Source organism: Paraburkholderia sp. BR10936 (assembly GCF_040965735.1).
GTDB lineage: Bacteria > Pseudomonadota > Gammaproteobacteria > Burkholderiales > Burkholderiaceae > Paraburkholderia > Paraburkholderia nodosa_A.
This window is the reverse complement of sequence record NZ_JBFRCM010000001.1, coordinates 626,829-641,493: the sequence shown is the minus strand read 5'-3', so window position 1 is coordinate 641,493 and position 14,665 is coordinate 626,829. Positions and strand designations below refer to the sequence as shown.

10 protein-coding genes are annotated in these 14,665 nt (G+C 66.9%); 6 read left to right on the top strand and 4 right to left on the bottom strand.

The features are described 5' to 3' along the window. Positions 1-94: 94 nt before the first annotated feature. The 3 genes from AB4Y36_RS03000 (at position 95) to AB4Y36_RS02990 (ending at position 4,644) form a co-directional block, all read left to right on the top strand. Entirely contained in the window at positions 95-2,536 is a 2,442-nt protein-coding gene (locus AB4Y36_RS03000) for a 3-hydroxyacyl-CoA dehydrogenase/enoyl-CoA hydratase family protein (protein ID WP_368682247.1), read from the top strand. Positions 2,537-2,570: 34 nt separating this feature from the next. Continuing rightward, entirely contained in the window at positions 2,571-3,770 is a 1,200-nt protein-coding gene (locus tag AB4Y36_RS02995) for an acetyl-CoA C-acyltransferase (RefSeq protein ID WP_368682246.1), read from the top strand. Between the two features lie 103 nt (positions 3,771-3,873). Next, entirely contained in the window at positions 3,874-4,644 is a 771-nt protein-coding gene (locus tag AB4Y36_RS02990) for an enoyl-CoA hydratase (RefSeq protein WP_342948413.1), read from the top strand. Between the two features lie 14 nt (positions 4,645-4,658). Here AB4Y36_RS02990 and fdhD read toward each other — a convergent pair whose 3' ends face one another. Continuing rightward, entirely contained in the window at positions 4,659-5,516 is an 858-nt protein-coding gene (fdhD, locus tag AB4Y36_RS02985) for a formate dehydrogenase accessory sulfurtransferase FdhD (RefSeq protein WP_368682245.1), read from the bottom strand. Positions 5,517-5,691: 175 nt separating this feature from the next. Here fdhD and AB4Y36_RS02980 point away from each other — a divergent pair, with 175 nt between their 5' ends. Both AB4Y36_RS02980 and AB4Y36_RS02975 read left to right on the top strand, forming a co-directional pair. Next, positions 5,692-6,174, top strand: coding sequence for a nitrate reductase associated protein (locus AB4Y36_RS02980; RefSeq protein WP_342948415.1), 483 nt, complete (start codon positions 5,692-5,694; stop codon positions 6,172-6,174). Between the two features lie 248 nt (positions 6,175-6,422). Next, entirely contained in the window at positions 6,423-9,938 is a 3,516-nt protein-coding gene (locus tag AB4Y36_RS02975) for an EAL domain-containing protein (protein ID WP_368682244.1), read from the top strand. Positions 9,939-9,984: 46 nt separating this feature from the next. Here the strand turns inward: AB4Y36_RS02975 and AB4Y36_RS02970 are convergent, their stop codons facing one another. Further along, the gene (locus tag AB4Y36_RS02970) at positions 9,985-10,380 is read right to left on the bottom strand and encodes an acyl-CoA thioesterase (protein ID WP_028206008.1); all 396 of its coding nucleotides are present in this window, start codon (positions 10,378-10,380) and stop codon (positions 9,985-9,987) included. A gap of 280 nt (positions 10,381-10,660) precedes the next feature. On the opposite strand from AB4Y36_RS02970, the gene AB4Y36_RS02965 reads away from it, so the two are divergent. Continuing rightward, positions 10,661-12,589 carry an ABC transporter ATP-binding protein/permease gene (locus AB4Y36_RS02965; RefSeq protein ID WP_368682243.1) on the top strand — a complete coding sequence of 643 codons (1,929 nt, stop codon included), beginning with the start codon at positions 10,661-10,663 and terminating at the stop codon, positions 12,587-12,589. A 47-nt stretch (positions 12,590-12,636) separates the two neighbouring features. Here the strand turns inward: AB4Y36_RS02965 and murU are convergent, their stop codons facing one another. Both murU and AB4Y36_RS02955 read right to left on the bottom strand, forming a co-directional pair. Further along, on the bottom strand, positions 12,637-13,347 hold the full coding sequence (gene murU / locus AB4Y36_RS02960; RefSeq protein ID WP_069262972.1) for an N-acetylmuramate alpha-1-phosphate uridylyltransferase MurU: 711 nt from the start codon (positions 13,345-13,347) through the stop codon (positions 12,637-12,639). 62 nt (positions 13,348-13,409) lie between these two features. Further along, positions 13,410-14,483, bottom strand: coding sequence for an aminoglycoside phosphotransferase family protein (locus AB4Y36_RS02955; protein WP_069262896.1), 1,074 nt, complete (start codon positions 14,481-14,483; stop codon positions 13,410-13,412). Positions 14,484-14,665 lie beyond the last annotated feature (182 nt).

Here is a 14,665-nt window from a genome sequence, read left to right as displayed (position 1 = left end):
GCCGTCAACACGATGTCCGGAGGCGGCCCACGTTGAAACGCGCCGCCCTCACACCTCAATCCGCTCGACATTGCATACCCGCTGGAGGAACAACGTGAGCAACCTCAATATTCGCAAGGTGGCCGTGCTCGGCGCCGGCGTGATGGGCGCGCAGATCGCCGCGCACCTGATCAACGCCCGCGTGCCCGTGCTGCTGTTCGATTTGCCCGCGAAAGAAGGCCCGAAGAACGCCATCGCGCTGAAGGCGATCGAGACGCTCAAAAAGCTCTCGCCCGCGCCCTTCGGCATGAAGGACGACGCGCAATACATCACGCCCGCGAACTACGAAGACGACATCGCAAAGCTCGCGGAATGCGACGTGGTGATCGAGGCGATCGCCGAGCGCATGGACTGGAAGCACGACCTCTACAAGAAGGTCGCGCCGCACCTCGGCCCGAACGCGATTTTCGCGACCAACACCTCGGGCCTGTCGATCACCGAACTCTCGCATGGCTTCGACGATGCGTTGAAGGCGCGCTTCTGCGGCGTGCACTTCTTCAACCCGCCGCGCTACATGCACCTCGTCGAGCTGATCCCGACGACGCAAACGAAGCCCGAAATCCTCGACCAGCTCGAATCGTTCCTCACGAGCGTGGTAGGCAAGGGCGTGGTGCGCGCGAAGGACACGCCCAACTTCATCGCGAACCGCGTGGGTGTGTTCTCGATCCTCGCGGTGATCGCCGAGGCGAAGAAGTTCGGTCTGCGTTTCGACGAAGTCGATGACCTCACGGGCGCGCGCCTTGGCCGCGCGAAGTCGGCGACGTTCCGCACCGCGGACGTCGTGGGTCTCGACACGATGGCGCACGTCATCAAGACGATGCAGGACAACCTGAAGGACGACCCGTTCTTCCCGGTCTACGAGACGCCGGCTGTGCTCGCAGGTCTCGTGGCGAAGGGCGCGCTCGGCCAGAAGACGGGCGGCGGTTTCTATCGCAAGGAAGGCAAGGCGATCAAGGTGCTCGACGCCAACACGGGCGAGTACGTCGACGGCGGCGGCAAGGCCGACGAGCTGGTGGGCCGCATCCTCAAGCGTCCGCCCGCCGAACGTCTGAAGCTGCTGCGCGAAACGCAGCATCCGCAGGCGCAGTTCCTGTGGTCGATCTTCCGCGACGTGTTCCACTACATCGGCGTGCATCTGCAGTCGATTGCGGACAACGCGCGCGACGTCGATCTCGCGATCCGCTGGGGCTTCGGCTGGAACGAAGGTCCGTTCGAAGGCTGGCAGGCCGCGGGCTGGAAACAGGTCGCAGAGTGGGTAAAGGAAGACATCGATGCAGGCAAGGCGCTGTCGAATGCACCGCTGCCCGCCTGGGTGTTCGAAGGCGCGGTCGCCGCGAACGGCGGCGTGCACGGCGCGGAAGGTTCGTGGTCGCCCGCCGAAGCGCGCTTCGTGCCGCGCTCGACGCTGCCGGTGTACGAGCGTCAGGTGTTCCGTGCGGCGCTGTTCGGTGAAACGAGCGCACGCGATCCGAAGACCTACGGCAAGACGCTGTTCGAGAACGACAACCTGCGCGCCTGGGTGGACGACCGCGCGGGCGAGGACGACGTCGTCATCGTCTCGTACAAGAGCAAGATGAACACGATGGGCCCGGGCCTGCTCGACTCGCTCGTGAAGGCCATCGACATCGCGGAAGACGGCTACAAGGGCCTCGTGATCTGGCAACCGACGTCGCTCAAGCTCGGCGCGCCGGGCGGCCCGTTCTCGGCAGGCGCGAACCTCGAAGAGGCGATGCCCGCGTTCATGATGGGCGGGGCGAAGGGCATCGAGCCGTTCGTGAAGAAGTTCCAGGACACGATGCTGCGCGTGAAGTACGCGAACGTGCCGGTGATCACGGCGGTGTCGGGCATCGCGCTCGGCGGCGGCTGCGAAATCATGCTGCAAAGCGCGAAGCGCGTGGCGCATGTCGAGAGCTATGTCGGCCTCGTGGAAGTGGGCGTGGGTCTCGTGCCTGCCGGCGGCGGCCTGAAGGAAGCGGCGATTCGCGCAGCCGAAGGCGCAGCGGCGATCGGCGCGGCACCGAGCGATCTGCTCCGGTTCCTGCAGAAGTCGTTCGAAAACGCGGCGATGGCGAAGGTTTCGGCCTCGGCGCACGAAGCCCGCGCGATGGGCTATCTGAAGTCGTCGGACACGATCGTCTTCAACGTGTTCGAACTGCTCGACACCGCGAAGAAGGAAGCGCGCGCACTCTCCGCTGCGGGCTACCGCCCGCCGCTGCGCGCCACGCAGATTCCGGTGGCGGGCCGCTCGGCGATCTCGACCATCAAGGCATCGCTCGTGAACATGCGCGACGGCCGCTTCATCAGCGATCACGACTTCCTGATCGCGAGCCGCATCGCGGAAGCGGTGTGCGGCGGCGACGTCGAGGCGGGCAGCCTCGTCGACGAAGAATGGCTGCTCAAGCTCGAGCGCCGCGCCTTCGTCGATCTGCTCGGCACGCAGAAGACGCAGGAACGCATCATGGGCATGCTGCAAACCGGCAAGCCGGTGCGCAACTAAGCGGCACGACGCACACCAGATACTGGAGTAAGAGATGAGCAAACAGTTGCAGGACGCATACATCGTCGCCGCGAGCCGCACGCCCATCGGCAAGGCGCCGCGCGGCGTGTTCAGGAATACCCGCCCGGACGAGCTGCTGGTTCACGCGATCAGGTCGGCCGTGGCGCAGGTGCCCGGCCTCGACACGAGCGTGATCGAAGACGCCATCGTCGGCTGCGCGATTCCCGAAGCCGAGCAGGGCCTGAACGTGGCGCGTATCGGCGCGCTGCTCGCGGGTCTGCCGCAAAGCGTAGGCGGCGTGACCGTCAACCGCTTCTGCGCATCGGGCCTCACGGCGCTCGCCATGGCCGCGGACCGCATCCGCGTGGGCGAGTCCGACGCGATGATCGCGGGCGGCTGCGAGTCGATGAGCATGGTGCCGATGATGGGCAACAAGCCGTCGCTTTCGCCGCATATCTTCGATCGCAATGAAGACGTTGGCATCGCCTACGGCATGGGCCTCACGGCCGAGAAAGTGGCGGAGCGCTGGAAGGTGAGCCGCGAGGCGCAGGACGCGTTCTCGGTCGAATCGCATCGCCGCGCGCTCGCCGCGCAGCAGGCCGGCGAGTTCAAGGACGAAATCGCGCCGTACACGCTCGTCGAGCGTTCCCCCGATCTCGCTTCGGGCGAAGTGAAGGTGAAGGAGCGCCTGATCGAGCTGGACGAAGGCCCGCGTGCGGATACCACGCTCGAAGGCCTGGCGAAGCTGCGCGCGGTGTTCGCCAACAAGGGCTCGGTCACGGCCGGCAACAGCTCGCAGACGTCGGACGGCGCGGGCGCGCTGATCGTCGTCTCCGAGAAGATCCTCAAGCAGTTCAACCTCACGCCGCTCGCGCGTTTCGTGAGCTTCGCGGTGCGCGGCGTGCCGCCGGAGATCATGGGCATCGGTCCGAAGGAAGCGATTCCGGCGGCGCTCAAGGCTGCGGGCCTGAAGCAGGACGATCTCGACTGGATCGAACTGAACGAGGCGTTCGCCGCGCAGTCGCTGGCGGTGATCCAGGACCTCGGCCTCGATCCTGCGAAGATCAACCCGCTTGGCGGCGCGATCGCGCTGGGCCACCCGCTCGGCGCGACGGGCGCGATCCGCGCCTCGACGGTCGTCCACGGCCTGCGCCGCCGCAACTACAAGTACGGCATGGTGACGATGTGCGTCGGCACCGGCATGGGTGCGGCGGGCATCATCGAGCGGCTGTAAGCGTTCATCTGATTAGCGCATTGGCGTTATCGACACGGTTCGCAGACTTCGCGGTCTGCGGACCGTTTTTCGTATCACGATTGGGATGCGAGGAGACAGGTTTATGAGCAACGAAATTTTGGTAGCACACGAAAACGGCGTGCTCACGATCACCATCGACCGGCCCGCGCGCAAGAACGCGCTGACGCCCGCGATGTATCAGGCGATGGCCGACACGCTCAACGGCGCGAACAAGGACACCTCGGTGCGCGCGGCGCTGCTGCGCGGCCACGCCGAGATCTTTACGGCCGGCAACGACATCGAAGACTTTCTGAAGGGGCCGCCCGCGGGCGCCGATTCGCCCGTGATCCGCTTTCTCGATGCCATCGCGGCGTTCGAAAAACCGCTCGTCGCCGCGGTGAAGGGGCCGGCGATCGGCGTGGGCACGACGCTGCTCCTGCATTGCGACATGGTCTATGCCGCCGACAACGCGCGTTTCGCTGTGCCGTTCTCGCAACTCGGGCTGTGCCCCGAAGCGGCTTCGTCGCTGCTGCTGCCGCGCATTGCGGGCCACCAGGGCGCGGCGGAAAAGCTGCTGCTCGGCGAGACCTTCGACGCGGCGGAAGCGCATCGCATGGGCTTCGTGAATCGCGTGCTGCCGGTGGCCGAACTCGACGCGTTCGTTAGCGCGCAACTGGCGAAGCTCGTGGCGCTGCCCGCGTCGTCGCTGCGCGTGACGAAGTCGCTCATGAAGCGCGCGGACACGCACGAGGTCAAGACGCGCATGAGCGAAGAGTTCGTGCACTTCGGCAAGATGCTGCTCGCGCCCGAAGCGCGCGAGGCGTTCACGGCGTTCCTCGAAAAGCGCAAGCCGGATTTCCGGCAGTTCGATTAAGCGCTAACGGTGCTTCAGGCCGTTTCGTAATCGACGTACCCGGACTCGCGGCAAAAGCTCACGAGCCGCAGTCCGGCGCGCCTGGCGATGGCGATGGCAAGCGAGGAGGGCGCCGAGATCGTCGCGACCATCGGAATGCCCACCCGCGCGGCCTTGCGCACCAGTTCGTAGCTCGCGCGGCTCGAGAGGAAGACGAAGCCCTGCTGCGTGTCGGCGCGCTCCATCACGAGCTCGCCGATGAGCTTGTCGAGCGCGTTATGGCGTCCCACGTCTTCGAAGGCGCGCAGGATCGCGCCGTTTTCGTCGCACCACGCGGCCGCGTGCAGGCCTCCGGTGAGCTTCGTGAGCGCCTGATGCTGCGGCAGTTCGCGCGCGGCGCGCGCGATGGCGTCGGGAGCCAGGCGCGCAACGAAGCCCGTATCGGGCACCCGTTCGGGCTCGAGATCGAGCAAGTCGATGCTCTCGATGCCGCACACGCCGCAGCCGCTGCGCCCGGCGAGCGCGCGGCGCTTTTCCTTGAGCTCGACGAACGCCTGTTGCACCACGGTCAAGTGGACTTCGGCGTGCGGCAGGTCCGCATCCTCGTGCCAGTACACCTCGATGTCCTGAATGTCGGCATTGCGCCCGACGATGCCTTCGGAGATCGCAAAGCCCACGGCGAACGCTTCGAGGTCGCGCGGCGTGCACATCATGACGGCGTGCGAAATGCCGTTGAAGACGAGCGCGACGGGCCATTCCTGACCCACGTGGTCCTCACGCGTTTGCACGGCGCCGCCGCGGTGCCGATGCACGCGCAATTCGATGGCGCCGGGCTGGCCTTCGGTTTCGAGGGGATGCGTCGTCGCGATCTGCGGCCGGTCTGCGGTGCTCATTGGCGTGCGGGTAGGGGGGCGAGTTGAGGGGGACAAGCGAAAAACTCCATCGGTCCTTGTGCGGCGCGGTACCGCAGCGCCGCCGGGGGACAGCGGGGCCGCGCCGCGCGCGGAAGGTTCTAAAATACCTCAAGCGGGCCGCCCGCGCTTATGCCCGCCTCGCGAGGACACCGTCATGGCATTGAACGAAGCTCCGCTGCTTTTCCGGTTCGAGGTCGACTCGTCGGAAAATCTCACTTTTATCCCGATGTGCGTGCGCTTCAACCTGGATCGCTTTGGTCTGCGCATTTCGCTCGCGCAATGGCAACTGCTGCCCTACGAGGACCGCCGGCTGCTGGCGTGTTTCCCCGTGGACGAAGACACGCAAATCGAGCCCAATTTCGACCACGCGCTCTTCGAGATGATGCGCACGCACGCGAACGTCGAACCCGAATGGTTCGCGCCCGAAGAAGCGCCGGCCTGGCGCGACGTGAACGCGGTGCCCGGCGGCGTTGCGCTGCAGTCCGAGCTTGCCAGTCTGCAGGCGCCCGACCTCGAAGACTGGGCGCAGCTCGACCCGTTCCAGCGCTACGTGCTGGCAAAGCTCGCGCGCAAGCCCGAGAGCAATCACGACTTCGCGCCGGCGATGCACGAGTTCGGGCTGGCGGTGCCGCGGTGATTTTGACCCGCTGTTTCCCGCCGCGCCTGCCCGCCACGATTCATCGCCGATCCCTACCCGATTCCCGCTGACCGCGGCAGCCTCGCGCCGCCGCGGGTCGTTTTCCGCTTCTTTCTCCACATTGACCCTCAAGACCCGGCCGGCCCTGCCGTTATTTCGGGTTGGCGCGTCAGGCGCCGACCGGTCGCGCGCAGTCGTGACCCATCATCCCGCGCTCACGGCGCGGGCGCGAACGACGCTCGGCATTCATGAACCTTCTTTTTTCGAAGCGCCAACTCATCAATCTGGCCGTCGTCGCGGCGGCCGTTGGCGCGAACGCTTTTGTCGCGTGGACGCAGATCGACGGTCAGCGCGAGATCGACCAGCGCGCGAGCCAGGCGGCGACGATCCGTCACGACCTCGACCGCTATCGCGATGCGCTTGGCAGCGGCGTGAGCGCGCTGGGCCGTTTCGCCGTGCGGAGTCAGCCGGAGTCGGCCGCCGCGCACGACGCGCGCGCCGCGATGCTCGACGAAACCACCCGCGCCCTGCGCGCTGAGCTGGCCGGCAACGCCGACCTCGCAGCCCGTTTCGACGCGCTGGCGCGGCAGGCCAGTGCCATTGTGAGCGAGATCGACGTGACGCTTGCGCGCGCCGAGCAGCGCGTTGCCGACGAGCGCGGGCAGGTTGCCGTGGCGGCGGGGGCAAGCGGGACCGTGGCAACGCAGGCTGTGCCGGCCGACGGTGCGGCCAGCCAGGAATTCGGCACCGCAACGCCCGCAAATGCCGCGCGTTCGCCCGCAGCGCCGTGGGGCGACCGCGTGGCGCTCGCCCGCAACGTCGCGGCAGCGAAGACGATGCAACCCGGGAACCCCGCCGACGCGCGCATGGCCGGTCATGTCGTGACCGGCACCATCTTGCCGCTGCACGCCGCGGCGGATGAGGCGGCGAGCGCCGTGACGCCGGATCCGCTAACAGTCGCACCGGCTGTCACGAACGGCGCCCAGAACCCCATCACGCCGACCGCTGCGCTGCCTGACACGGCAATGCCGTCGCCCGCCACTGCCGCGTGGCTCGCCGGCGAATACATCCGCATCGATAACCTCGTGGACCAGCTCGACGGGCAGCTCGCGGCGCTGCAACGCGCCCAGGATCTGGCGCTCGCCGCCGCGCTCGCCGACTCGGCGCGCTCGGGCGGCCGCGCGCTGTTGCTGCTGATCGTGACGATGCTCGCGGGCGGGACGCTCCTCATCTACACGTTCGGCGCGCGCGAGAGCGCGGCCCGCGAGAAGCTGCGCGCCGTGAGCGGCATGCGCCTGCGCAGCGAGCGCTTTCAGGGTCTGTTCGACGCGCATCCGGTGCCGATGTACGTGTTCGACCGCGAGACGCTGCGTTTTCTCGCCGTGAACGCCGCCGCGATCCAGCAGTACGGCTACAGCGAGGAAGAATTCCTCACGATGACGATCCGCGAAATCCGTCCCGCCGAGGACGTCTCGCGGCTCGAGCAGCACCTCACGCGCTCGGACATGGTCACGCAAAACGTGCGCATGATGGCCGGCATCTGGCACCATCGCCGCCGCGACGGCTCGATCATCAGCGCCGACATCTCGCATCACTCGCTCACCTTCCTCGGCCGCGACGCCGTGTTCGTGCTCGCCGACGACGTGACCGAGCAGATCAAGGCCGAAGCGGAGGCGCAGCGCTCGAACCAGATGCTCGAGTCGGTGATCGACAACATCCCGCAGCGCATCTTCTGGAAAGACGCGCAGTCGCGCTATCTGGGCTGCAACATGACCTTCGCGCGCGACGCGGGCCTCGCGTATCCCGAGCAGATCATCGGCAAGTCCGACGACGACCTGCCGTGGCGCGCCTACGCCGACGGCATGCGCGAGCAGGACCGCGAAGTCATCGAGTCGGGGCTGCCGCGCATCAACTACGAGGACAACCACACGATCGACGGCCTGCACCGCACGACGCTCACGAGCAAGCTGCCGCTGCTCGACGGCGACGGCCGCGTGATCGGCGTGCTCGGCTCGTACTCGGACACCACCGAAAGCAAGCGCGCCGACCTCGCGCTGCGCCTGCAGAGCCGCGCGCTCGACGCGTGCGTGAACGCCATCCTGATCACCGCGCCGGGCCCGGGCGGCAGCAATCTGATCGAGTACGCGAATCCGGCGTTTCGCCGCATCACGGGCTTCGATCCGGCCGAGGTGATCGGCCAGGACTGCCGCCTCCTGCAGCGCGACGACCGCGACCAGGACGGACTCATCGCGGTGCGCAAGGCGCTGCTTTCCAATCGCGAAGTGAGCGCCGTGCTGCGCAACTACCGCAAGGACGGCGCGCTCTTCTGGAACCAGCTGCTGATCGCGCCGGTGCCCGATCTCGATGGGCGCATCACGCATCACATCGGCATCATCAACGACGTGACCGAGCTGATCCGCTATCAGGAGCAGCTCGAATACCAGGCGAACTACGACAGCCTCACGCTGCTGCCCAACCGCAACCTGCTGCGCGACCGTCTCCAGCACGCGCTGCTCGCGGCGCAGCGGCACGACACGGGCGTGGCCGTGGTCTTCATCGACCTCGACGGCTTCAAGAACGTGAACGACAGTCTCGGCCACAGCGTGGGCGACCGGCTGCTGGGCGTGGTGGCCGAGCGGCTCCAGCGCTGCACGCGCACGACCGATACGGTCGCGCGCCACGGCGGCGACGAGTTCGTGATCGTGCTCACCGACACGATCGACGAAAAGTCGCTGATCGGCTGGATGGAGCGGGCGCGTTCGCTGATCTCGGAGCCCGTGTGGATCGACGGCACCGAGCTGTATGTGGGTTGCAGCATGGGCGCGAGCGTCTACCCGCAGGACGGCAACGACGCCGAAACGCTCATGAAGAAGGCCGACGTCGCGATGTACCGCGCGAAGGACATGGGCCGCAACACGTTCCAGTTCTTCGAGCCCGAAATGAACGCGAATGTGGGCGCGCGCCTGAATCTCGAGCGGCGCCTGCGCCGTGCGCTGCGCGACAGCGAGTTCCTGCTGCACTACCAGCCGCAGGTGGAGATCGAGGGCGGGCGCATCATCGGCATGGAGGCGCTCGTGCGCTGGCGCGATCCGGAGGTGGGGCTCGTCTCGCCCGCGCAGTTCATTCCCGTGGCCGAGGAGAGCGGCCTGATCGGCCCGCTTTCCGACTGGGTGCTACGCGAGGCCTGCCGGCAGAATCGCGCGTGGCAGCTCGCGGGGCTGCCGCCCGTGCGCGTGTCCGTGAACTTCTCGGCGAAGACGTTCCACCAGCGCGACATTGCCCAGCTCGTGAAGGACGTGCTGCAGGAAACCGGCCTGGAAGCCTGCTGGCTCGAAATCGAGCTGACCGAGAGCACGCTCATGCGCAACGCCGAAGAAGCCGTGTCGATGTTGAATGAGCTGCACGCGCTGGGCATCGGCATTGCCATCGACGACTTCGGCACCGGCTATTCGAGCCTGAGCTACCTGAAGCGTCTGCCAGTGGACCGGCTCAAGATCGACCGCTCGTTCGTGGCCGACATCGGCACGAGCGGCGACGACGAAACGATCACGGCAGCCATCATCGCGCTTGCGCACGAGCTGCAGTTGCAGGTGATCGCGGAAGGGGTGGAGACTTCGGCGCAGTTCGCCTTCCTGCGCGAGCGCGCGTGCGACGAGCTGCAAGGCTACTTTTTCGCGCCGCCGCTGCCTGGCGACGAGGCGGCGGCGCTGTTGCGCGCGAGCGCGACCTACGAGGAAACGCCCGGTCTCGCGTGGACGGATTGAGCCCGGCGCCACGACCGGGCGTTCGTGCTTGCGCTGGTTGTTGCCGTTATTCGATCGGCGGCAGCTGACGCGGGCGTCGGTCAGCGCCGGTGGCGACATAGGTGAGCGTGGCTTCCGTCACCTTGACGACTTCCTCCTGGAGGCGCATGCGCTGCGCGTACACCTCGACCTCGACGGTCACCGAGGTGTTGCCGGTCTTGACGATGTCGGCGTAGAAACTCAGCAGATCGCCTACGAACACCGGTTGCTTGAACACGAACGAGTTCACCGCGACGGTCGCGACGCGTCCGTTGGCGCGGCGGCTCGCCGGAATCGAGCCGGCGATGTCGACCTGCGCCATGATCCAGCCGCCGAAGACGTCGCCGTGAACGTTGGCGTCCGAGGGCTGCGGCACGACGCGCAGCGCAGGCGATTTTTGGGGGAGCGGGAAGGAGTCGGTCATCGGGCTTCCATGAAAAGGGATCGAACGGCGCAAGGCGTTGCGGCGCGGGGCGCCCAGCGGCGCGTGCCGCCTTCTGCGACAATACGTTGATCAGGAATTGTACGGGAAAGCCTGAGGCGCGGCGGGCGGTCGATTAGAGCCCTCCACCTTCGCGAAACCCGTCGCCAGTAACCTCACATTCGCCCCACATGACTCGCCGGGCCGTTTGCGCCGCGCCAGCTTCCGGTCCCCGAACCGGCCTTGGCGCGCCGCACGGCGCTGGCATCTCGCCGCTCGCCCCATGCGCCGCTTTCCCGCTTCCAACGAACCCGCGCTGCCCGCCACCGGGCCGCGCAACGACTGGCAGACGATCGTTTCGCTGCTGCCTTACCTCACGGCCTACAAATGGCGCGTGGCGTTCGCGCTCACCTGCCTGATCGGCGCGAAGGTGGCCAACCTCGGCGTGCCGATCGTGATGAAGCACATCGTCGACGGTCTCGCCTCGGTGCGTCATCTCACGGCGCTCGGGCGTGCGGAGCACGCACCCGGCATCGTGCTCGCGGGCGGCATCGGACTGCTCGTGGTGGCGTATGCCATCGTACGTCTGTCGACGTCGCTGTTCACCGAACTGCGCGAAATCCTCTTTTCGAAGGTGACCGAGAGCGCCGTGCGCCAGCTCGCGCTCAAGGTGTTCCGCCATCTGCATGCACTCTCGCTGCGCTTTCACCTCGAGCGGCAGACGGGCGGCATGTCGCGCGACATCGAGCGCGGCACGCGCGGCATCACGCAGCTCATTTCATACTCGCTCTACAGCATCCTGCCGACGCTCGTGGAAGTGGGCCTCGTGCTCGGCTTCTTCGTGGTGAAGTACGAGGCGTACTACGCGATCGTCACGCTCATCGCGCTCGTCGCGTACATCGTGTTCACGGTGAAGGTAACCGAGTGGCGCACGCATTTTCGCCGCACGATGAACGAGCTCGATTCGCGCGCCAATGCGCGCGCGATCGATTCGCTCATCAACTACGAGACCGTGAAGTACTTCGGCAACGAAGAGTGGGAGACGAAGCGTTACGACGAAAACCTGCACCGCTACCGCCAGGCCGCGATCAAGTCGCAGCACTCGCTTTCGGCGCTCAACTTCGGACAGCAGGCGATCATCGGCACCGGGCTCGTGTTCATCCTCTGGCGCGCCACCCAGGGCGTGATGGCGGGGCGGCTCACGCTCGGCGACCTCGTGCTCATCAACACCTTCATGCTGCAGCTCTACATTCCGCTGAATTTTCTCGGCGTGGTGTATCGGGAGCTCAAGCAAAGCCTCACCGACATGGACCGCATGTTCACGCTGCTCACCGTCGAGCGCGAAGTGGCCGACGTGCCCGGCGCGCAGGCGCTTGCGGTGCGCGGCGGCGAGGTGCGCTTTTCTCACGTGAACTTCGCGTATGAACCGTCGCGCCAGATTCTGCACGACCTGAGCTTCACGATTGCTGCGGGCACGACGACGGCCGTGGTGGGGCATAGCGGCTCGGGCAAGTCCACGCTCGCTCGGCTCCTGTTCCGCTTCTACGATCTCGACCGCTCCGATCCCCGCAAAAGCGGCGGTGCGATTACGATCGACGGCCAGGATATCCGCGACGTCACGCAGGACTCGTTGCGCGCTTCGATCGGCATCGTGCCGCAGGACACGGTGCTGTTCAACGACTCGATCTACTACAACATCGCCTATGGACGGCCCACGGCAAGCCGCGAGGAAGTAATCGCCGCGGCGCGCGCGGCGCACATTCACGCGTTCATCGAGAGCCTGCCCAAGGGCTACGACACGTCCGTGGGCGAGCGCGGCCTCAAGCTTTCGGGCGGTGAGAAGCAGCGCGTGGCGATCGCGCGCACGCTGCTCAAGAATCCGCCGATCCTGCTGTTCGACGAGGCGACGTCAGCGCTCGATTCGCGCTCGGAGCGCGCCATCCAGCACGAGCTCGACCAGATCGCGCGCGAGCGCACCACACTCGTGATCGCGCACCGGCTGTCGACCGTCGTGCACGCGCAGCAGATCATCGTGATGGATCATGGCCGCATCGTCGAGCGCGGCACGCATGCGCAATTGCTGCAAGCGGGCGGACACTATGCGCAGATGTGGGCGCTTCAGCAGCAGAAGGCGGGTGAAGCGCCCCAGTCGCAGTCACAGTCCCAGGCACAACAGGGGCAGGTGGAGTTGCCGGCGGCGGGAGGAAACTGACGAAGCGCGCCGCGCCGGCGTTGGCGCGGCGCTTTGCGTTGCCGGTCTCAGCCGTGGTGCGCGCTCGTCGAATCTCGCAGCGCGGCGTCGAGCGCCTCGAGCTGCGCGGGCGTGCCGACGTTTTCCCAGACGCCTTCGTATAGCTCGGCGCTCACGCGTCCTTGCGCGATCGCCTCGCGATAGTACGGCGTGAGCGCGCGCTTCGTGCCGGGCGCGAGATCGCGGAACATACGCGTGTCATAGAGGCCGATATTGCCGAATGTGTAGCGCGGCGCGCCGTCGAGCGCGAGCCGGCCGTCGGCGCCCAGCGCGAAGTCGCCCTTCGGGTGGAACGGCGGATTCGGCACCATCACGAGATGCATGCCCGGCTGTTCTTGCGCCGCAAGCGCTTGCGCGTGCGTGTTCAGGCGCGCGAAATCGTAGGCGCTGTAGACGTCGCCGCTCACCGCGAGGAACACCTCGGGCGCGCCCGTCGACTCGATGAGCGGCAGCGCCTGGGCAATGCCGCCCGCCGTTTCGAGCGCGTCGTGCTCGGGCGAATAGTGAAGCGTGACGCCGAAGCGCGCGCCGTCGCCGAGCGCGGCTTCGATCTGCGCGCCAAGCCATGCGTGATTGATGACGATGCGCGTGTAGCCCGCCGCGGCGAGCCGCTCGATCTGCCACACGACGAGCGGTTTGCCGCCCACGGCGAGGAGCGGCTTCGGGCAGGTGTCGGTGAGCGGACGCATGCGTTCGCCGCGTCCGGCGGCGAAGATCATGGCGGTGCGGCCGTGGCTCGCCCTGGCCGGCGTGTGATTCGATTGGGTCATGACGGCCCGTTTCAGAAGGTGTAAGCGACTTCGACGGCGCTGCCCTGCAGCTCGTCGATGAGCCGTGCGAACGGCGCGAGCGGGCGGTAGCGGTGCGCCACCTTGCTCGCGTAGGCGAGAAAGCGCGGCAGGTCGGCCATGTAATGCGGTTTGGCGTCGCGATAGTTGATGCGGCAGAACAGGCCAAGCACCTTGATGTGGCGCTGCAGGCCCATCCACTCGAGCTGGCGGTAGAACTCGCCGAAGTCGGCATCGACGGGCAGTCCCGCCTTCTTGGCGCGCTCCCAGTAGTGCGCGAAGCAGTCGAGCTCGAACGCCTCGTCCCAGCTCAGGAACGCGTCGCGCAGCAGCGAGACGACGTCGTACGTGATCGGGCCGTACACGGCGTCCTGGAAGTCGAGCACGCCGGGGTTCGGCGTGGCGATCATCAGGTTGCGGGGCATGAAGTCGCGCAGCATGAAGCTTTGCGGCTGCGCGCGCGCGCTCGCCACGAGCAGGGCGAAGGTGCGATCGAGCACGCCGCGCGTGGCTTCGTCGACCTTGCGGCCCAGATGGCGCTCCAGATACCACTCGGGCATCAGCTCCATCTCGCGGCGCATGAAGGCTTCGTCGAAGTCCGGCAGCACGCCCGGCCGCGAGCTGAGCTGCCAGCGGATCAGCGCGTCGATGGCGTCGCGCATCAGCTCGCGCGAGCGCGTGCCGGGGCCGGCTTCCTGCAGCGCATTCAGGTAGGGCGCGGTGCCGAGATCGGTCACGAGCATGAGGCCCGCGTCGAAATCGGCTTCGAGCACGCGCGGCACGTGCACGCCGGCCGCCTCGAGCAACTGCGCGATCTGGGCGAATTCGCGGCTCTTTTCGGGCGGCGGGGCGTCGACGGCGATCAGCGACGCGCCGTGCGCGCCCTCGCTCGCGAGGCGGAAATAGCGCCGAAAGCTCGCGTCGGCCGAGGCCGGGGCGAGCGTCGCGAGGTCGAGGGCGTACTGGCCGGCGTGGCTGCCGAGCCAGGCGGCGAGCAGGTCGCGGCGATTGTCGGTCGGAGCGGCGCCAGGGGAAGCGGCGGGAGAATGCGCGGCAGAAAAGGTCATGAAAGCCAGAGGCAAAATCAGTGGATCAACGTCTTGCCATATAATACCCCACGACTTTTTTGACGCGACTCGCGCCAAAGCCCGCATGACGGTTCGCTCGCCGCATTCATCGTCGCTCCAGGGGGGCGATGAATTGTAATTATTTGTTTGCAGCCCGGCCTCGATCCGGTTCATCGGGAGGC

Coding starts and splice junctions, on each gene's coding strand:
- AB4Y36_RS02995 (WP_368682246.1), top strand. CDS start 2,571: ATGAGCAAACAGTTGCAGGACGCATACATCGTCGCCGCGAGCCGCACG.
- AB4Y36_RS02990 (WP_342948413.1), top strand. CDS start 3,874: ATGAGCAACGAAATTTTGGTAGCACACGAAAACGGCGTGCTCACGATC.
- fdhD (WP_368682245.1), bottom strand. CDS start 5,516: ATGAGCACCGCAGACCGGCCGCAGATCGCGACGACGCATCCCCTCGAA.
- AB4Y36_RS02980 (WP_342948415.1), top strand. CDS start 5,692: ATGGCATTGAACGAAGCTCCGCTGCTTTTCCGGTTCGAGGTCGACTCG.
- AB4Y36_RS02975 (WP_368682244.1), top strand. CDS start 6,423: ATGAACCTTCTTTTTTCGAAGCGCCAACTCATCAATCTGGCCGTCGTC.
- AB4Y36_RS02970 (WP_028206008.1), bottom strand. CDS start 10,380: ATGACCGACTCCTTCCCGCTCCCCCAAAAATCGCCTGCGCTGCGCGTC.
- AB4Y36_RS02965 (WP_368682243.1), top strand. CDS start 10,661: ATGCGCCGCTTTCCCGCTTCCAACGAACCCGCGCTGCCCGCCACCGGG.
- murU (WP_069262972.1), bottom strand. CDS start 13,347: ATGATCTTCGCCGCCGGACGCGGCGAACGCATGCGTCCGCTCACCGAC.
- AB4Y36_RS02955 (WP_069262896.1), bottom strand. CDS start 14,483: ATGACCTTTTCTGCCGCGCATTCTCCCGCCGCTTCCCCTGGCGCCGCT.